The organism is Ohtaekwangia sp. (assembly GCF_036568665.1).
GTDB lineage: Bacteria > Bacteroidota > Bacteroidia > Cytophagales > Cyclobacteriaceae > Ohtaekwangia.
The window spans coordinates 1-20365 of sequence record NZ_DATCSD010000336.1 but is presented as its reverse complement, the minus strand read 5'-3'; the positions used below and the strand labels follow the sequence as shown (position 1 = coordinate 20365).

At 45.7% G+C, this 20365-nt stretch carries 15 protein-coding genes; 8 read left to right on the top strand and 7 right to left on the bottom strand.

Annotation, left to right across the window (positions count from 1 at the left end):
• Window positions 1-63: 63 nt before the first annotated feature.
• Complete coding sequence (locus VIN08_RS19100; protein WP_331968284.1) at window positions 64-1074, bottom strand: AraC family transcriptional regulator; 1011 nt, start codon at window positions 1072-1074, stop codon at window positions 64-66.
• 142 nt (window positions 1075-1216) lie between these two features.
• On the opposite strand from VIN08_RS19100, the gene VIN08_RS19095 reads away from it, so the two are divergent.
• Both VIN08_RS19095 and VIN08_RS19090 read left to right on the top strand, forming a co-directional pair.
• Complete coding sequence (locus VIN08_RS19095; protein WP_331968281.1) at window positions 1217-1621, top strand: hypothetical protein; 405 nt, start codon at window positions 1217-1219, stop codon at window positions 1619-1621.
• A gap of 164 nt (window positions 1622-1785) precedes the next feature.
• Window positions 1786-2802: an LLM class flavin-dependent oxidoreductase gene (locus VIN08_RS19090; protein WP_331968278.1), complete on the top strand. Its 1017-nt coding sequence runs from the start codon at window positions 1786-1788 to the stop codon at window positions 2800-2802.
• A gap of 83 nt (window positions 2803-2885) precedes the next feature.
• On the opposite strand, the gene VIN08_RS19085 is transcribed toward VIN08_RS19090, so the two are convergent.
• Window positions 2886-6374: a DUF5689 domain-containing protein gene (locus VIN08_RS19085; protein ID WP_331968275.1), complete on the bottom strand. Its 3489-nt coding sequence runs from the start codon at window positions 6372-6374 to the stop codon at window positions 2886-2888.
• A gap of 470 nt (window positions 6375-6844) precedes the next feature.
• Window positions 6845-7024, bottom strand: a complete 180-nt coding sequence (locus VIN08_RS19080; RefSeq protein WP_331968273.1) for a DUF6496 domain-containing protein — start codon at window positions 7022-7024, stop codon at window positions 6845-6847.
• A gap of 211 nt (window positions 7025-7235) precedes the next feature.
• Between VIN08_RS19080 and VIN08_RS19075 the strand changes: the two genes are divergently transcribed.
• The 4 genes from VIN08_RS19075 to VIN08_RS19060 all read left to right on the top strand — a co-directional run bounded on the left by VIN08_RS19075 (window position 7236) and on the right by VIN08_RS19060 (window position 11551).
• Window positions 7236-8447, top strand: a complete 1212-nt coding sequence (locus VIN08_RS19075; protein WP_331968270.1) for a DUF763 domain-containing protein — start codon at window positions 7236-7238, stop codon at window positions 8445-8447.
• Window positions 8448-8598: 151 nt separating this feature from the next.
• Complete coding sequence (locus VIN08_RS19070; protein WP_331968267.1) at window positions 8599-10134, top strand: FAD-dependent oxidoreductase; 1536 nt, start codon at window positions 8599-8601, stop codon at window positions 10132-10134.
• A 114-nt stretch (window positions 10135-10248) separates the two neighbouring features.
• Window positions 10249-10980 (top strand): DNA-formamidopyrimidine glycosylase family protein, encoded by a 732-nt coding sequence (locus VIN08_RS19065; protein WP_331968264.1) that lies wholly within the window; start codon window positions 10249-10251, stop codon window positions 10978-10980.
• A 97-nt stretch (window positions 10981-11077) separates the two neighbouring features.
• A complete protein-coding gene (locus VIN08_RS19060) occupies window positions 11078-11551 on the top strand; it encodes a hypothetical protein (RefSeq protein WP_331968261.1) in 474 nt (157 codons plus the stop codon).
• Window positions 11552-11577: 26 nt separating this feature from the next.
• Here VIN08_RS19060 and ligD read toward each other — a convergent pair whose 3' ends face one another.
• The 4 genes from ligD to VIN08_RS19040 all read right to left on the bottom strand — a co-directional run bounded on the left by ligD (window position 11578) and on the right by VIN08_RS19040 (window position 16525).
• Window positions 11578-14166 carry a DNA ligase D gene (ligD, locus tag VIN08_RS19055; protein ID WP_331968258.1) on the bottom strand — a complete coding sequence of 863 codons (2589 nt, stop codon included), beginning with the start codon at window positions 14164-14166 and terminating at the stop codon, window positions 11578-11580.
• The gene (locus VIN08_RS19050; protein ID WP_331968255.1) at window positions 14166-14927 is read right to left on the bottom strand and encodes a Ku protein; all 762 of its coding nucleotides are present in this window, start codon (window positions 14925-14927) and stop codon (window positions 14166-14168) included. The genes ligD and VIN08_RS19050 overlap by 1 nt, the downstream gene beginning before the upstream one ends.
• A 93-nt stretch (window positions 14928-15020) precedes the next feature.
• On the bottom strand, window positions 15021-15497 hold the full coding sequence (locus VIN08_RS19045) for a Ku protein (RefSeq protein ID WP_331968252.1): 477 nt from the start codon (window positions 15495-15497) through the stop codon (window positions 15021-15023).
• Between the two features lie 353 nt (window positions 15498-15850).
• Entirely contained in the window at window positions 15851-16525 is a 675-nt protein-coding gene (locus VIN08_RS19040; protein WP_331968249.1) for a DUF6766 family protein, read from the bottom strand.
• Between the two features lie 171 nt (window positions 16526-16696).
• Between VIN08_RS19040 and VIN08_RS19035 the strand changes: the two genes are divergently transcribed.
• Together VIN08_RS19035 and VIN08_RS19030 are read left to right on the top strand one after the other, a co-directional pair.
• Window positions 16697-17251, top strand: coding sequence for a type 1 glutamine amidotransferase domain-containing protein (locus VIN08_RS19035; protein WP_331968246.1), 555 nt, complete (start codon window positions 16697-16699; stop codon window positions 17249-17251).
• Between the two features lie 205 nt (window positions 17252-17456).
• On the top strand, window positions 17457-20365 hold a 2909-nt coding region (locus tag VIN08_RS19030), incomplete at its 3' end, for a HAMP domain-containing protein (protein ID WP_331968243.1).

Sequence of the window (20365 nt, the reverse complement as noted above, 5' to 3'; positions counted from 1 at the left end):
ATTATTATGTGGAATCTTGTTCTCAATCTCTTCTACAATTATACGAGTAATACGACTCCGGGGTTATGACACCGATGACTCAGCAGCATAGTGTGCCGGTGCTTTACCCGTCCACCGTTTAAATGCCCGCGTAAAGGCACTCAGTTCGTTATAGCCTAATATAGCCGAGATCTCTTTTACCTGATAATTACCGGAGCGGATATAGTGCACTGCCAATGATTTCCGTACAGTGTCGGCCAGTTGCTGGTAGGATGTTCCTTCCTCCTGAAGCTTGCGTTGTAAACTGCGACTGCTCACATGAAAGTTTGCCGCTACATCTTCCAGCGACCGCACACCGAGATAGGAGTTACTCATGAGGTAAGTATATATTCTCGCCTTGTACGATTGTTCTGCACTTTCCGTCTGGCGCACCTGCTCCAATAACATACGCTGCAATTCCTGGTTTGCTGAGATCACCGGCTCGTTCCAATAACGATTATCAAATTCCAATATACAGGAGCTGGCTCGAGCGGGCTTACACCGCAGCACGCGCTCGTACTCAGCAGCATCTGCTATAGCAAACGGATAACGGACTGCGTGTGGCACAATGCGCTCGAACAATAAGCCGTCCAGTTCATGAATGGTGAAAACAAAAAGAAGATCCAGCATCTGGCGAAAGGTTACTGCGTGCTCCTGCAACCTGCCGATAGACGTGGGTATAAGTTCTACGGTAAAATATTTTTGCGATTGTTTTACTTCCATCGTAACCAGATCGGTAACCATAGGCGTGAGCGCAGCCGCTTGTATAAGTGCTTCGCCAACGGTGTGGCTATAGCGGATAATCTCTCCTGCTATACCCAGCGCTCCTAACTGAAGCGACTCACCAAAGTGTAATCCGAACAATGCATCGTCACTCAGTTGAATAGCCTGTATCCAAAGTGCCTCGATGTGCCGGGAAGTGATGGTTACCGGGTCATTTCTTTTTACAGCATCGAAATCTATACCAGCCAGCCTGCACAGTTGAGGCACGGATATACCGCGTTGTGCTGCATACGCCAGCATACTTTGCACAAAACGTTTCTGTTGTTCTTCCATACATCAAATATACCGGAAGCATATTCGCTTTCATCATGGTTGTATGGAATTGGCGCGAAAGGACAACCGGTTGTCGCGTGAAGATAAGTATAGCCCCTGCCCGCTCCTATACCTTTGCATCATCAACAAAACAAAAACAACTATGAACACTTCAGCACATACTTCCCTGTTTACTTTAAAAAATGTATTGCTCATCAACGCTGTCAGCTCAGGTATAACCGGAGTTGCTTTAATAGCACTGGCCTCGCAGGTTGCCTCGCTCTTCGGTGTAACAGAAATACAAGCGTTCCTGGAGACGGGTATCTTTCTAGTAGCTTTCGCTGCCTTTGTAAGTTACGAAGGTATGCGCCACTCGCTTCGTGTAAAAAACATCTATGTGATTATCGTCTTAGATATAGTGTGGGTAATTGCCAGTGCCGCCATCGTTGTACCGCAGCTCTTTGATCTTACCGCTATCGGATATATAGCCATCAGTGCCGTAGCCCTATGGGTAGCTGCCATGGCATACCTGCAGCTGCAGGGTGTACGACAGATCTCCGCTGCCTGATCCACTTCTATGACTGTTTCTTCAACATTCGAAGAAACAGTCATTCTTCTGCCAATAAAAATCTTCTGAGTCGCCTGAACCTTTGTTCACTACCGTGATGTTTACTCATAATATCCATTCCGTGTAAAATCGAAATCGGAATGGCAATGAATGTTTTTCCGATTATGAAGATAAAACTCAGTGTCCTCGATCAGACACCTATACGCAGAGGAAGTTCTGCACAGGAAGCTTTACAAGAAAGCATCAGGCTCGCCAAATTTACCGATCAGTTAGGCTATACACGCTATTGGGTATCCGAACATCACAACATTGCTACCTTAGCGGGTGCAGCTCCCGAAGTACTCATAGCACGATTAGCCGGTGAAACCAAAAATCTTCGCTTTGGTTCGGGTGGTGTTATGTTACCCAATCACAGTGCGTTAAAAGTTGCCGAGAATTTTCGTTTACTCGAAGCGCTATATCCCGGGCGTATTGATTTAGGGATTGGTCGTGCTCCCGGAGGCGATCGCCTCACGGCATCATTACTCAATCCATCCAACACGTTTAACCCGAAAGAGTATATTCAGCAACTGGTAGATCTGAAAGCGTTTCTGGCAGATGAGCACGAAGCCGGTACACTTCATGAAAAAGTTAGCGCTATACCAAGCATCCCTACACAACCGGAGTTGTGGATGTTAACCAGCAGCGGTGAGAGTGCCTATATAGCGGCACATTTTGGAATGGCGCTGTCATTCGCACAGTTTATTAATCCGATGGGCGGGCCCGAAGCTATACTGGCGTATCGCGAGCAGTTCAGACCTTCTGAACAATTGCAGGAACCGAAAGCCAGTGTAGGTATATTTGTTTTCTGTGGTGATACCGAAGAGAAAGCCGCACAAGTGCAGGCCGTGATGGATTACAGACTCCTGAGTATTGAGCGCGGTAAAATTAATGAATCACCTTCTTACGAACTTGTCAAGTCGTATGCCTACTCGCGCGAAGAACTGGCGCGTGTACAGTATAATCGCATGCGCACCATTACCGGTACTCCGGACGTTGTAAAGGAACGCATCAAACAACTCGCTAAAAACTATAATGTAGACGAGATTGTGATCTCTACCTTTGCCGATACATTTGAAGATCGCCTCCGTTCATACGAACTGCTGGCCGAAATGTTTCTGCTGCCGGTAAATGCATTCTAATCATAATCTAAGTTACGGCATAGCATATACAAAAACAGGCGCCCCGCAAGAGACGCCTGTTTTCATTTCTCAATAATTATATACTATATCTTGAGCACACGCACAGCTATCACGTCACCATCGATCCATACGTTGATGGTATAGATGCCGCGTCTGTGTTGTTGTACTTTAGAAGTAAATATAGTGCTCAGCTGATCGAGTGTACCACTTCCGTTATATAACAACTCTCCGCTTGGTCCGCGTAATTCTGCCTGCACGGTTTCACCATTTTCCAGTTCAGCACAGATCAGGCGCACAACACCGGTTGTAGGGTTAGGCGATGCGATCACGTGTGGTTGTCTTTTCTTCACATCAAGGATGGAGAAGATCGAAATGCGCGGCTGCACCGGCAGTAAACCATCGGATGTTTTTTCGAGGTAGAATGATATCAGCTCGATTGGTAATTCGCGCTTGCCATCCTGCAACGGTGTTATCGCCAATACTGCATTGTTGCTGCCGGCAGGTACATCCACCGTAATGCGTTGCTGCTCTAACGCTGGTTCCGTTGTATAATCTTCTCCGTATACTACACCCGGGCCTTGTGTTACATATAGCGTTACTGTCTGATCAGATGCAACTGGTGTAGACAGATTCAGTTTGAGATCATATATACCCGAACCTTCTTTGGCCGATGGCAGTAATTCTGCAAAAGCAACAGTAGGCACATCGTTGTCTTCAATGGTAAGCGTGAAGGCCGGTTGATCGCCCGCCTGAAGGCCATCACCGGAGAGTATAGTAAACGTTGCTGTCTCTGCGAGTTCATCCAGTTTATCTTCCTGTACACGAATAGTAAAGGAAGCATGTAACGAATCTGCAGGTATAGTTATTACTACGCGATTATTTACCGCAGCCGGTTCGGTTACAAAGTCTTTACCGTACGTTGCATCGCCCGTCAAGGCCAGTACAATCTGTTTGGCTGCTGACAAAGGTTTACTCACCGACAGGGATATAGTTTGCACGTTTGTATTACTTTCCTGCAACGACAAGCCTTGTTGTGTAAAGCTGACTTCCGGTGCACGCAACTGATAGCGTACCATTACCGGCAAGTGATCGGATGTAGTTGTGGCATAATTCTGAATAAGGCGGAACGGTGTAATAACACGTTCTGAACCTGCTATATATTCATCCGACAAATCGTTGGTGATGACCTGGTGATCGATCACATCCTGAAAACTGGTAGTAGATCGCGCACCCGCATCGCTCAGGTGTTTGGTAACCGGTATATAGTTTGCCGTATCATTTACAAACTCAACGTATGGGCTACCCAACCCGGTAACGATCGATTGATCGAGATCATCATTCAAATCTCCCAGCACAATAATTTGCTCATCCGGATAATATGCATCCAATGAATCTTTCAATACTTGTGCATCATAGAGCCTTCTGCTTCTGTCATCGGCCGTTGATCCGGATTTTGCATGTATATCTACCAGCGATACTTTTTCCGTTACGCCCTGCACAGTAGCATTTACCGTTAACATATAGGGTAGACGTCCGCTGGAGAAGAAGCTCGAAGGACTTCCTCCGGGATAACCCGGCAATAATTCCGGATTGGTACTGCACGCTTTGTCATACAACTCTTCAAACAACGGACGAGCGGATACAATCTTCACCGTAGCTGTATCATAAATAAAACATACTTTCTGCGGAGGGAATGTATTGCTTGGTCCATCAAACGAATACGAATATCGGTCAGAGCAAACAGCACGATATTTACCCAACTGCGCGATCAATGCACGGAACAATGAATCGTTGGAAACTTCCTGTACAGCTACTATATCTGCCTGTAAAGAATCCAGTACCCTTCTCACGTTAGCCAGTTGCAGGTCTTCATCTTCCGGACCATATTCTTCGTTGCTATAGTCTTCTTTCTTCGCGCCAAAGAACTCAAGGTTCCAGTTTACTACATCCAATGTTTTATCGCGTGCTATACTATCCGATGCCGGTGTTGGCACAACAGCACCCGGTATATCTGCCTGAAAGCGCGGCATGAGCTGTGCGTTGGTTCTGAACCTCCCCACAACACCCGTAATGGAAACTGTATCCTGCGGTTTGGAAAGACCCGGTATATCTGTATCGCCATCAATACGAAGATCGCCTTGTATACCATTACCTATCATCGTCTCTGTACTTTGCGGATAGAATACAAAAGATTTATCAGCCAGTGTTACACGTTGCACTTTTACCAGCAAACCTTCATTGGCCGCCAACTGATCGAGTGTAATAGATTTAGGGGCTATAATTTTCTTCGATGAATCGGGTTTGATGAAAGCAATACCTGCACCACTGATCTGCTTCTGATCGTTGAACAAACCGATCGGGCCGGTAACAATAACAGAGTCTCCAATAGAAACACTGTTTGCCAACGTATAATCAAAAACCGGTATACCACCTGTTGCATCCTGTATATAGGCCGGATTGCCCAGTTCATTACCTACTGTGATGCGTCCACCCACAGTGACTTTCTCGCCTACGGCTTTTGTTCTGGCGGTAGCAATGGGTATAACACTGCTTACAAAATCAAAGCCATTACCCTTTACAAATTCTACACTGAAGGCGGTGCCGCTAAAGTGAGCCAGCGAATCGGTTACAAGGCCGGGTGCTACAGGTGCAAATTTTACATGTACATAACCACCATCGGGAGGAAGTGTAACAACGGAATTGAAATGTATACTGTCAACAGACAAAGTATATACCTGGCTGAAAGCAAATATCTTGATCGAGTCCTGCAGGTTAGCGCCAATTACCTGGTAACGCAGGCGCGCATTGTCGTTCACCGTAACATCGCCAAAGTTGAGCGACTCCGGAACCAGCCTGATAGAAGGAACATTAGAAGGTAAACCTATAGGAGTAAGTATAAAATTATCAATAGCCAAACCATCATCCGAGCCTGATACATTGAAGTCAACCCAGCGTATATAGAATGTGGCCCCCGGTTCAATACTAAGGCCACTGATTGTCTGTAAAATTTCCTTGCTGTTGGTTGTATCATTACCATTCAATGCGCCAACTGTACCAATCGTTACACGACTGCTGAAATCAAGCGCATCTATATCCGTCCATGTACCGGAAGTAAGCGATGTAGCATCCAGACTAAATTGAAAATCCAGACGATCGGCTCCTCTGCCGGAAGCACCTAACCGCCATTGCTCACCGCGATAGTTTATCTGCAAAGAAGTTATAGCGCTGCCCGTGTTGTTGGTGAAGCCTGCACCAATTGTAGGAATCAGTGATCCGGAAAGTAATCCGCCCAACGCGCGGTCTGCAGCGGTGAGACCAAAGCTATAGGTGTTACCCGCGTTGGATGAACCTGTGCCTGCAGCATAGGTTGTGTTTGCATTGGTACCCGACTCCGAAAACGTCCAGCCGGTGGGTAGTGTAGCGATGTCGTTGGTAGTGCCTGTGCTGGCCAGCGAATCGAAGTTCTGCTGATAAGACGAATTGATCACGCCCAGATTTACCTGGGCCGAAGATCGAATCGCCCCGATCGAAAATACAGTCAGTAAAAAGATGAACAAGTAGTGTTGTTTCATGTACAATGGGTTTTGGTGCAAGAAATCTATTCTTGCGAAACTACTTGTAAAATATGAAAGTAATGTTGCCTATAGATTATAAAATCGGGTGAAGTATATATATGAGTTTAAACAGGAAAATGTAAATACAGAAGAGACGGAAGACGGAAAGCCAGGAAATCCGGAAATATAGTTCACTTCATCATTCGTTGATCGGTATTCCTTGTTCGATATTCATTTTCCGTTAATCGTTAACAGCAAATGCTTTCGATTTTTCCGTCTTCCCGACATAGACTTTATACTTCTACATTCGTTGATCGATGTTCCCTGTTCGATATTCAATTCTGTTATTCGTTAACCATTAACAGCAAATGTTTTCTGTCTTTCCTTCCTCCGGACATAGACTCTATACTTCAACATTCGTTGATCGATGTTTCTTGTTCGATATTCAATTCCGCAGAGGAGCTGAGAAAAACAGCAGTATATATACTTCAGTTTTTCTTCTTCGGCACCTTCGCTCCTGCTTTACGTGCTTCGGATAGTCCGATGGCGATTGCCTGTTTGCGACTTGTTACTTTCTTTCCGCTGCGTCCGCTTTTAAGGGTACCAGCTTTTTTTTCGCGCATTACTTTTGATACTTTCTTCTGCGCTGTTTTTGAATACTTAGCCATAGCGTTTATGTTTTTTGATGTACAGATCCTGAAGGCGGAAAGCTTAAAGCCGAAAGTGAAATACACGCCAGCTTCTGCTTTGTACTCCAGGCTTTAAGCTTTTTATACTTCAAGCTTCGTGCTTCACCGCCAGCGTGTACGAAAGAAAAATTCATGCCCGGCATTTTATCTGCGCGGAACTTTACCGGAAATACTTTACTTTACAAACTGTATGGCGCTTAAACGATCTGGCTCTGCTGACCTTCCTTTGCACTATGGACACGTGCCACGCTGGCTTGCCGAGCGCATGGGCCGACTCGGGCTTGCTATAACAGAAGCTATACTTGCGGAGTATGGTAAAGCAGAAGTATTGCGCAGACTTAGTGATCCGTTCTGGTTTCAAAGTCTGGGCTGTGTTATGGGAATGGACTGGCACTCGTCTGGTATCACCACTTCGGTGATGGGAGCACTCAAGCGCGCAATCAATCCACATGCAAAGGAGCTGGGCATCTATATATGTGGCGGTAAAGGAAATATATCGCGACAAACTCCGGCAGAGTTACTGCAGGTTGGCGAACGCACCGGCCTCGATGGCGAGTACCTGGTACGTTGCAGTAAACTAAGCGCGAAGGTTGACAACACGGCTATACAAGATGGCTTTCAATTATACCTGCATAATTTTATTGTGAGCGATGAAGGACAATGGACGGTGGTACAGCAAGGGATGAGTCCGCGGAGTACAACAGCCAGGCGTTATCACTGGCATTCGGCTTCACTCACATCGTTTGTAGAAGAGCCTCACACATCCATCTGTGGCGAGAACCAGGGTGCTATACTAAATATGGTGGCGAAAGAAGCTATACCTACGCAGGCGAGCCTTATGAACATGGCACAGGAAACACCTGACCGTATGATGAAAGAGATACAGAAGCTTGTCATGCCGGCTCACCATGAAGTACATGCCGCAGATGTTGATCTGAAACGACTGGGAAGTATACTTTGGCTGGCACACGAAAAGCAACCAAAAGATTTTGCAGAACTTTTACTGCTCGAAGGTTTAGGGCCGCGCACGTTGCAGTCGCTTACGCTGGTGAGTGAAGTGATTTATGGAACACCTTCGCGATTTAAAGATCCTGCACGTTTCTCTTTTGCGCACGGAGGTAAAGATGGCCATCCGTTTCCGGTGCCGGTAAAAGTATATGATGAAACCATAGCAACGCTTCGCACAGCGGTAGACAAAGCGAAGATCGGTGAAAGTGATAAACAGCAGGCGATCAAAAGTCTTTCAGAATTATCTACACGTGCAGAGAAAGATTTTATACCGAACGCCAACCTCGATGCTGTGATCGAAAAAGAACGGCAGGACTCCTGGAAGTACGAGGGCCGCACAGTGTTTGGTAAAGCGGTTCCCCCCAAGAAAAATCAGCAGCTAAAACTTTTCTGATCGCTTCGTTCATACAATGCTGGCAAATATACCACGACACATTGGGTATATTATACCCCAGCATATTCCTTTCAATTAACGATATCAACTCCTCCATCCCAGTCATGTTGTTGGCAGAGAAATTTATTCTCCTCCCGTAAAACAACAAGTTATGATCACACGCGATGGAGCTTACGTGAGTCTCTGGCAAGAGATGCCGGTATATCAAACTCAAAACAAACCGACTTTTACAGAATTATATGATGTCATTATTGTTGGGGGCGGCATCACCGGTATATCTGTCGGATTGCTGTTACAGAAATCAGGATTGAAATGTTTGATCCTCGAAAGTCATAATATAGGGTTTGGTACTACCAGTGGCACTACTGCGCATTTGAATACATTACTCGACACTCCGTATACCACGATCCAGAAAAACTTTGGAAGAGAAAATGCCCGATTGGTAGCAACCGCTGCACGCGAAGCAATACACCTGATCCGATACCATATAGAGGATTATCGCATCGACTGTGGATTTGAAGAAGCGGCCGCGTATTTATTTTCGCAGGATGAAAAGCAATCGCGCGAACTGGAAGATATAGCGATAGCATCAGAAGAAGCCGGACTGGCACTCAGCTATACTTCCTCTATACCGGTCGCTATTCCTTTTGAGAAAGCCATTCGCGTGGAAGGACAAGCGAAATTTCATCCACTCAAATATGTGTATGCTCTCGCCAATCAATACGAAGCTGCCGGAGGAACGATTCTTCAATATAGTCGCGTAACAAACACAAACGAAGATGATGAGATCATTGACGTTGAATCGGAAGCAGCCACCTTCAAAACAAAACGATTGATCTACGCTACACATATACCCCCTACGGTTAATCTGCTACATCTGCGCTGCTCACCGTGGCGGAGTTATGCGATGGCTGTGCGACTGGAAGATGATCATTACCCCGAAGGACTTTGCTATGATATGCATGATCCCTATCATTACTACCGAACACAAATTATCGATGGAACGAAATACCTGATTGCCGGTGGCGAAGATCACAAGACCGGGCATGAACCCAATACAGAAAAATGTTTTCGCCAATTAGAAAGTCATATACGCCAATATTTCAAGATACGCGAAGTAGCTTATCAATGGTCATCACAATATTTTGAACCCGCGGATGGGCTGCCCTATATCGGCCATCTGCCAGGACATTCCGAAAATGTATATGTAGCTACCGGCTATGGTGGCAACGGTATGATCTATAGCAGTGTGGCAGCTATAGTACTTCGCGATCTGATCGTGCAAAAGGAAAGTATATTTGCCGATCTCTTCTCGCCATCGCGGGTAAAACCGGTGGCAGGTTTTGCAAACTTTATAGAACACAATGCCGATGTGGCGAAACAATTTATAGGCAAATGGTTTGCAACGGAGACGCTGGATGAAATGGCATCGCTCGCGCCCGGTGAAGGCAAAGTAGTAAAGTATAACGGCGAAATTATAGCTGTATCCAAAGACAGCGATGGAACACTTCATGCCGTCTCCCCTACCTGTACACATCTAAAATGCAGCGTAGCCTGGAACCTCGCAGAACAAACCTGGGACTGTCCCTGCCACGGTGCCCGCTACGATGCCGAAGGAAATGTACTCACCGGCCCAGCGAGTCGGAACCTCGAGGTTATTGAACTGCGAACGCTATCACGTGTGTAAGTGTTTACGTGCGCACGTGTTTACGTAGCGTTCTAAATTCTATACCAAACGTAAACACGTGCATACGTACCAACATAAACACGTACACACGTACCAACATAAACACGTAAAAGCATGCCCGAAGGTCCATCCATTGTTATACTCAAGGAAGCTGTGCAGAAGTTTAGGGGCAAGAAAATTATAACAGCTGACGGGAGTACGAAGAAGTTTGATATAGGCAGGCTTACGGGGAAGAAGGTCATTGATTTTAAAAGCTGGGGAAAACATTTTCTTATCTGCTTCGATGCGTTTACCGTGCGTGTACATTTTCTATTGTTCGGATCGTATCGCATCGATGAGCGAAAGGATGCAACGGCACGGCTACACATCGCTTTCGCAAAAGGAGAATTAAACTTTTACGCCTGCTCACTGGAGCTGATTGAAAAGCCGCTCGATGCTATATATGATTGGACAGCTGATGTAATGAGTGATTCCTGGAACCCGCAACAGGCCATGAAGAAATTAAAAGATATACCTTCCACGCTTGTATGCGATGCCTTGCTGGACCAACATATATTTGCAGGAGTTGGGAACATCATTAAGAATGAAGTATTGTTCCGTATCCGCGTGCATCCGGCAAGCACAGTCGGTAAACTTCCGCCACGCAAAAAGAAGCAATTGATAGATGAAGCCGTACGCTATAGCTTCGACTTCCTCGAATGGAAAAAGAACTTTGAACTAAAAAAACACTGGCTCGTCCACACCAAAAAAATCTGTCCCCGCGACCACGCTCCCATACTAAAACAATACCTCGGCAAAACCAACCGAAGAACTTTTTATTGCGAAGTGTGTCAGCGAAAATATTAAACGTGTTTACGTTTGGTACGTGTGCACGTGTTTACGTTGTTACGAACATAAACACGTATCAGCGTAAACACCTAAACACATAACAACACATAACAACATGCATTCTTCCTGGCTTACCATCTTCGCAGGTATATCCGGCACGGCTGTGATGACTGCCTTCATGTATATAGTATCCTATATCACGAAGAAACGGTTTAAGGTGGTAAAGATATTGGGAACGATGCTGACGTTTCAAACAACGCCTGCGCGCGGGTTATCCGATAGTCCATGGGCTATTGTTACAGGTATAGCGGCACATTACCTGGTGGGTATTCTCTTTGCTATGGTATGGCATTGGCTCTGGAGTAAAGGTATAGGATCACCAACCCTGCTCATCTGCATGCTATATGGTTTCATCTTCGGCCTGTTTGGCATCCTCATCTGGCAACTATTCTTCGCCATCCATCCCTTCCCTCCTGACGTGCCTCTTAAAGAGTATATGGTTTCAATTCTTTCAGGACATGTGTTCTTTGGCGTGGGAGTTTATTGTGTGTTTATGTTGGTACGTGTGCACGTATTCGGGTTATTATGAACATAAACACGTAAGCACGTAAACACCTAAACACGTTCCAATTTTTGCAGGCACTTCGCCAGGTCAATTCCTTTGCGCAGAACGGCTGTGAAGAGATCGCCCTTTTTGCTGAGGCGTTTGGGGAGAGACTGTATGGTAAATTGTGAAGGCGTTAGTCCGTGTTTTACTTCTTTCCATTCGAGCGGTGTTGATATAGTGGCACCGGGCACGGGGCGGAGACTATATACGGAGGCAAGAGTCTGGCCACGCTTATTCTGGAGATAGTCGAGGTATATACGGTCTTTGCGTTTGGAGAGCGAGCGCTCCATTGTAGTAATGTCTGGCAGAAGATCATGCGTGAGAGATGCTACGATCTCGGCAAACGAACGAGCCTGATCGTATGTATAGCGGGCAGCCAACGGTACGTATACATGCAGGCCCGATGCGCCCGAAGTTTTGCAAAATGAAGATGCACCCGCTTGGTCAAGCACTTCCTTTATAGCGAGAGCAGCATCGATCACTTCATCAAAAGAATTTTTATCAGAAGGATCTATATCCATTACCAGGTAATCAGGTTTATCCAGATCACCAATGCGCGAGTTCCACGGGTTGATCTCAATGCAACCAAGATTATTCATATAGAGCAACGTGGCGCGATTATTACAAATGATATAGTCTATATCTTTGTTGGCACTTTCAGAATACAGCGAAAGGTGTTCCACCCATGCGGGTGCGCCCTCTGCAGCATCTTTATGAAAAAATCCTTTATCGGCAATGCCATTGGGATTTCGTTTCAGCGATTGAGGTCTGTCTTTGAGATAAGGAAGTATATATTTATAAATGCTATTATAGTAATCGATCACATCGCCCTTGGTGATTCCTTCATCCGGCCAGTATACTTTATCCAGGTGTGTAACAGAAACTTCATGACCATTTACTTTCATAACAGAATTTTGATCACGATTCGCTGCCGAAGTTTCGTTTCTGGTTTTCGGTGAACGATTCTTTGCCGGTTTCTTTGCGCGCGTTGTAGTCGTTGTTTTCCGGGGAGATTTCTTTTTTGCAGGAACAGCCACATCGAGGTGATCCACTTCCTTCGCCTGCTTATCAATGCGAAGCCCCATAAAGACCGGGTGGCGTAATATACCTTCGTCAGTCACTTCAGTATACTTGATCTCGCACACCTGCACGGGCTTCACCCATGTTACGGCTCCATTGATCGGCACCTTCTCTTCAAAAGGAGAAGTATCGCGAACCAGAGGCTGTAACGTAGTATATATTTCCTTTAATATCTTCTCGGTAAAACCCGTTCCTGTATGGCCTATATACTTCAGCTTTCCGTCCTCATACATTCCCAATACCAGCGCTCCAAAATACTGGCGGCTTTTTCGCGGTTCGGTATAGCCGGTAATAACTGCCTCCTGAGTATTATGATTTTTTATTTTCAGCCAGTCAGACGTTCTGTGGCCAACACTATATTTACTATCAGCACGCTTGGCTATAATTCCTTCCAGGCCCAGCTTCACCGCATGTTCAAAGAATGCTATACCATCGCCTGTTACATGATCGGAGTAACGTAGCACATTACTATTCTTCGGTATAATTTTCTCCGCTATCTTTTTACGCTCCACCAACGGAAGGCCGGTAAGATCTTTTCCCTTATATGAAAGGCAATCAAATATATAGTATATCAGCGGCAGCGAACGGTTATCGCGATACTGCTGTAATTTCTGAAAGCTCGGTTTGTCGTTCTTATCAAGCACCACAACCTCTCCGTCCAGCACTACATCATCTTTTAGTTTTTGCAGCGCTTCCACAATGGGAACATATAGCCGGTCGAACGAAAGACCATTGCGCGAGTAAAAAAGAATTTCCTTCTTCTTTATTTCTGCTATAGCGCGATAACCATCCCACTTGATCTCAAATATCCAGTCCGGATTATCAAAGGCACCATTACCAATCTGCGCACTCATGGGCTGTATATAGTGCTCTATTTTGGATGTCTCCGCACGCACCGAACGCGGCACCGACTCAAGAGCTGCGGTATCAGAATGTGCTCTTTTTGTCTTCGTGTTTTGTTTTACTGCACGTTTCGGCTTTGTTCCCCGTTCTTCTTCAATGTTATATTCATCCCTGGCAAACTCATCGTTGTGTTTGATCAACAGCCAACTGTTCTCTTTAGCGCTCTTTAAACGCACCAGTGCAAATGAGCCTTTCAGTTTTTTACCGTGCATTACAAACTTCAGCGACCCTTTCTTCAGTCCCTTTCGCATCTCGCTTTCATAATCATCACGGTCAGCTATATTTTCAGGTTCGTATGTACCGTTGTCCCATATCTCTACTGAACCAGCACCATAATTACCTTCAGGTATCTCGCCTTCAAATTTACCATACTCCAACGGATGGTCTTCCACCATCATGGCAAGACGTTTATCCGCAGGATTCATGGAAGGTCCTTTCGGTATAGCCCAGCTTTTCAATACACCGTCTACCTGCAAGCGAAAATCATAATGCAGATGAGAGGCATCATGTCTTTGCACTACGAACGACAACGCAGAGGCTGCTGCTTTTTTCCTGCCCGCTGGCTCGGGCGTCTTTTTAAAATTACGTTTTTGCTTATAGGAAGTCAGACTCATTACGATGCGCGTTTAAGACTAGCCTTCAATTGCGACATGAGGTCGGTAGTTTTACGGTGCGTTACTTTCAACTTCGGAAACTCCGTCTTCTTACCGGTCGCTTTTGCTTTGATCAATTTACGCAACTCCGCTGAATACGTATCCTTGAATTTAGAAATGTTGAACGATGACGTGAGCTGATCCACCAGCGACAGTGCCATCTTCAATTCACCGGCTTTGGGTTTAGTGGCTGGTAACTTTAATTCAGAAGCATCGCGTATCTCTTCGGCAAAACGAATCCGGTTCAGCACAATCGCTTTATCATACGGGCGAAGTATACATAAGTGCTCGCGACTGCGTAACACAAAACTTCCTACAGCAGCCTTTTCACTTTTTATCAGTGCTTCATGCAGCAAGCTATACGCGCGTGAACCCGATCGCTCCGGCTCCAGGTAATAGGGTGTTTCATAATATATAGGGTCGATCTCCTCTTCCATCACAAAATCTGTGATCTCTATCACTTTACTTTTTTTAGGGTTGGCTCTTTCAAAATCCTTATCATCCAGCACAACGTATTCACCCTGGTATTTATAGGCCTTCACTATATTTTGCCACGTTACTTCTTTACCTGTTTCCTCATTCACGCGGTGAAAGCGAATGTGTGCATGATCTTTCTTATCCAGCATATCAAGATCGAGCTCACTTGCCTGCGTAGCACTATATAATTTTACGGGAATGTTTACGAGTCCAAAGCCAATAGCTCCTGTCCAGATTGCTTTCATGTGTATGCGGTTTACACAGGCATCTGTTAAATAATATGCCAGCGCATCATTTGTGGACCCGCTGCGAATAAGAAAGAGGAAAAAAAGAAAGTACTAAAAGAATTTCACACCCGGCATGGCAAAGAATTTCTTCATGCTTATAAATCGTGATGCGCGTTTCACTTCCGGTTCATCACTCATAGCCTGCTTCGCCAGATGATCTTCCAGAGATTCTTCGTCTACAAAAGATTCGCCCAGCTCAAAACATATGCCATCGTCTTCTGCATGCAGCAGGCATATATACTTGCTCTCATCCATGTTAAAACTGCCAATGGCTACTTTATTATTCTTCATCAGTCCATCCTGAAATAACGTGAAAGCGTGCGAACCATCTTTATCCGGCTCTATATGAAATGATGCATTGAATTGTGAGAGGTTGATTTCATCTTTCGAAAAGAAATCAACGATGCGTATAATGTTACCTTTTTCAAGATCAGGAGAGTCAGCACCGGGGCGAATCTCTTTTGTTCCGATCTTGAATGGGATTGTGACCAAGCCAAATTCCAGTGTTCCTGTCCAGCGTGTTGCCATACCTGAGGGTTTAGCGCGTATACAGTAAAAAAATTATACCCTTACGAAGAGCTAACAAAACACACTGCAAAGATATATAGTTTCTACGAGTGGGCATTTTTTTATACATATTTTAAATACATGTTCCGCCTATCAAAATTACCGAACAAACATATATCCGACCGGCATAATGTTTTATTGTTGTCATGCATCTTTCGTTTCGTTGGGAGTGCTCAATTTGATAGGTTGTAAAATGAATACGGCTGAGAAATATTCCCACTGCCTGATCCAGATAATGCTGGCGTAGGTAAACGAAGTGAAAGATAAAAAGGCTGCTCTTTCGGGAGCAGCCTTCGTCTTTTATAGTTCAAGGTTCAATTGCCTGTTTCCGCGATGGGAGCATCTACTGGTTTGGATTCGGGTGAGCCTTTCTGTCGTAAAAATATAGACAGTAAAACAATAGATGTTACTGCTACAAATTCACTTTGCCAGTTTTGAAAAGACTCGAACCAAAGACGCGTGCTGCCTATATATTCACGCATTGTTTGCACCGGTTCGTGGCGCAGACGTTGCTCCTCATTATAGTCTTGCAAACTTCCGTAAGCATGCAGCCAGAAGCTTATCGTAAAAAGTATAATAAACGCGAGTGTCAACGATCGTTTATAGAGGCTTAGCCACCAGCCGCCCCTCTTTACCGGCCACGGTGCATCAGCATGCGGCACTGGCTCCCGATCTACTTCTTCCGGTTCATCCAATGATTTCGATTCACTTGAACCTTGCTGACGCAGAAATATAGTAAGCATCACATACATGAACATTTGCAAAAATTCACTCTCCCAATTTTCAAATGTTACCTGCAGGTAATGTCCCGATAAAATATACTCGCGTAATGGTATAGGAGGTGCCTGTAATTTTTCAAGGTCATCATTATGCTCCATCCAGCCGGTATAGGTTTGTCCTGCAAATGCCAACAGAAAACAGGCGATCAGCACAAGTGATAAACTGTTTCTATACCAGAATGAATGCTGCGGCTTTTTATCCTCAATCATAAGTGATCTTTTATCCTGGGCAGGGCGCCAAAGATTATGCCTGCATACTGACTACTTTGCAGGTATACCTGAGGCATGCTTTTTTATTTTCTTTATGACTTATCGAAAAGCAAACCGGTATATCTGCTGGATATACCGTATATATAATCAACCACTAAATCAACCACAAGAATGGGAGCAAAACTCAATGACAAAAAGGTAGCGGTGTTGGCCACGCATGGTTTTGAAGAATCTGAATTTACAGAGCCGATCAAAGCATTGAAGGAAGCAGGAGCCACGGTAGAAGTTGTATCGCTGGAGAAAGGCAAGATAAAAGCGTGGGCAGAGAAGAACTGGGGCAAAGAGTATGCGGTCGATAAGGTCGTAGATGATGTACGTGCAGACGACTATGATGCATTGGTTCTACCCGGTGGTGTTATCAATCCGGATCACCTGCGTATAGATGAAGATGCAGTAAATTTCGTAACGGAATTTATACAGGCACATAAACCTATAGCAGCTATATGCCACGGACCGTGGACGCTGATTGAAACAGGACTAATGGAGGGACGTGAAGTTACGTCTTACCCTTCTATCCGTACCGATCTGATTAATGCCGGTGCTAACTGGGTAGATCGCGAAGTAGTGGTAGACAACGGACTGGTTACCAGTCGCAGCCCGAAAGATCTTCCGGCCTTTTGCAAAAAGATGATTGAAGAGATTGCCGAAGGCGTTCACCAGGAGTAAAACATTTCCAACCCCTCTATAAAGTATGCCGGGCCGCCCTGGCATACTTTTTTATTTATACACTAAATGTCCTGCGCTGTAGAATCAATTCCGCAAGGCCTGACCGATCATGGATTATTTTCCGACAAAACACTTTTTACCCTTGTACTCGTGTTATTTCTCAGTAATTCTCTAGTAAATTGTTTGACTTAAAAATTTCTACCTCATGGGCAAAAAAACGAAAGCTGTAACTTCTTCGAAGAACGGAGATACTGTAGAAGTACTTTCACGTCCGAAGGCACCTCGAAAAAAAGAATCCTCTCACTCTCCTATAGATCAGGAATATCATCAGCAACTCGGCATTCTCGATAACCGCGAATTACTTCGTGTACTCACCGAAGTGCGCAATGGTAATTTTACGGTGCGTATGCCTTTCGATCAGGTAGGCGTTAGCGGTAAGATATGCGATACACTGAATGATATCATTTCACTCAATGAAAAAATGATGCAGGAGTTTATGCGTGCCGGTAATACGATCGGCAAGCAAGGTAAACTTACTGAACGTATAGAGGTGCCTAATGCCAAAGGCTCGTGGAGTACAGGGGTAAATTCACTGAACGGTCTCATCTCCGATCTGGTACATCCTACTATTGAGATCGCGCACGTAATCAGTTCTGTTGCGAAAGGCAATCTCTCGCAGGAGATGCAGCAGGAAATTGGCGGTCATGTATTGCAGGGAGAATTTGCGCGCATTGCCAAAGAAGTAAACGACATGGTAAAGCAGCTCAATCTCTTCTCCATGGAAGTAACGCGTGTAGCCCGCGAGGTAGGCTCAGAAGGTAAACTGGGCGGGCAGGCAAAAGTAAAAGGTGTAGATGGAGTGTGGAAAGATCTCACCGATTCAGTAAACCAGATGGCCGGTAATCTCACCAACCAGGTGCGAAATATAGCAGAAGTAACTACTGCAATCGCGCGCGGTAATCTTTCGAAAAAAATTACCGTGGATGTAAAGGGAGAAATGCTCGAGTTGAAAAATACCATCAACACATTGGTGGATCAGCTCAACTCCTTCTCATCAGAAGTAACGCGTGTAGCCCTCGAGGTAGGTACCGAAGGGCGACTCGGTGGTCAGGCAACGGTGCGCGGTGTTGGTGGTGTATGGAAAGATCTGACAGATTCAGTAAACCAGATGGCTGGTAACTTAACCAACCAGGTGCGAAATATAGCGGGGGTAACTACCGCGGTGGCGAAAGGAGATTTGTCGAAGAAAATTACCGTGGATGCTAAGGGAGAATTGCTCGAGTTGAAGAACACAATCAATACCATGGTGGATCAGCTCAACTCCTTCTCATCGGAAGTAACACGGGTGGCGCGTGAAGTGGGTAGCGAAGGACAGCTCGGTGGCCAGGCAGATGTACCGGGTGTTGGGGGTACATGGAAAGACTTGACGGACTCGGTAAATCAAATGGCTGGTAACTTAACCAACCAGGTTCGAAATATAGCAGGTGTAACAACTGCTGTAGCGAACGGTGACTTGTCGAAGAAAATTACCGTGGATGTTCGTGGAGAAATGTTGGAGTTGAAGAACACGATCAATACCATGGTGGATCAGCTTAACTCCTTCGGATCGGAAGTAACACGTGTGGCATTGGAAGTTGGTACCGAAGGTAAACTTGGCGGACAGGCAACGGTAAAAGGTGTTGGTGGTATATGGAAAGATCTTACCGACTCGGTAAACCAGATGGCATCGAACTTAACCGGTCAGGTACGAAATATAGCGGGGGTAACAACCGCGGTTGCGAACGGAGACCTGTCGAAGAAAATTACCGTGGATGTTCGTGGAGAAATGTTGGAGTTGAAGAACACGATCAATACCATGGTGGACCAGCTTAACTCCTTCGGATCGGAAGTAACGCGTGTGGCATTGGAAGTTGGTACCGAAGGTAAACTTGGCGGACAGGCAACGGTAAAAGGTGTTGGTGGTGTATGGAAAGATTTGACAGACTCCGTAAACCAGATGGCATCGAACTTAACAGGTCAGGTGCGAAATATAGCAGGGGTAACAACAGCCGTGGCGAACGGAGACTTGTCGAAGAAAATTACCGTGGATGCTAAAGGAGAATTGCTCGAGTTGAAGAACACGATCAATACCATGGTGGATCAGTTGAACTCCTTCTCCTCTGAAGTAACGCGTGTAGCCCGGGAGGTAGGTTCAGACGGGCAGCTCGGTGGCCAGGCGAATGTGCCCGGTGTTGGTGGTACATGGAAAGACCTGACAGACTCCGTAAACCAGATGGCATCGAACCTTACCAACCAGGTGCGAAATATAGCAGAGGTAACAACAGCGGTGGCGAAAGGAGACTTGTCGAAGAAGATCGCGGTGGATGTGCGCGGAGAAATGCTCGAGTTGAAGAACACGATCAACACGATGGTGGATCAGCTCAACTCCTTTGGATCAGAAGTAACACGTGTGGCGCGCGAAGTAGGTTCGGAAGGACAGCTCGGTGGCCAGGCAGATGTACCGGGTGTAGGGGGTACATGGAAAGACTTGACGGACTCCGTAAACAAAATGGCGGATAACCTGACGAACCAGGTGCGAAATATAGCAGAGGTAACAACAGCCGTAGCGAAGGGAGATCTCTCGAAGAAAATTACGGTGGATGTGAAAGGTGAAATGCTCGAGTTGAAGAACACGATCAATACCATGGTGGATCAGCTCAACTCCTTTGCATCGGAAGTAACACGCGTGGCCAGTGAAGTGGGTAGCGAAGGTAAACTTGGCGGACAGGCAACAGTGAAAGGTGTTGGTGGTGTATGGAAGGGATTGACTGACTCGGTAAACCAGATGGCCGGCAACCTGACTGCGCAGATCCGAAATATAGCGAACGTAGCGGTGGCTGTGGCGAACGGTGACTTGTCCAAGAAAATTACCGTTGACGTACGCGGAGAAATTCTGCAGTTGAAAGAAACGCTGAACACGATGGTGGATCAGCTTCGTGGTTTTGCATCGGAGGTAACACGTGTGGCACGAGAAGTAGGTACCGAAGGTAAATTGGGTGGACAGGCATTCGTGCCCGGTGTAGCAGGTACATGGAAAGACTTGACGGACTCCGTAAACCAGATGGCCGGTAACCT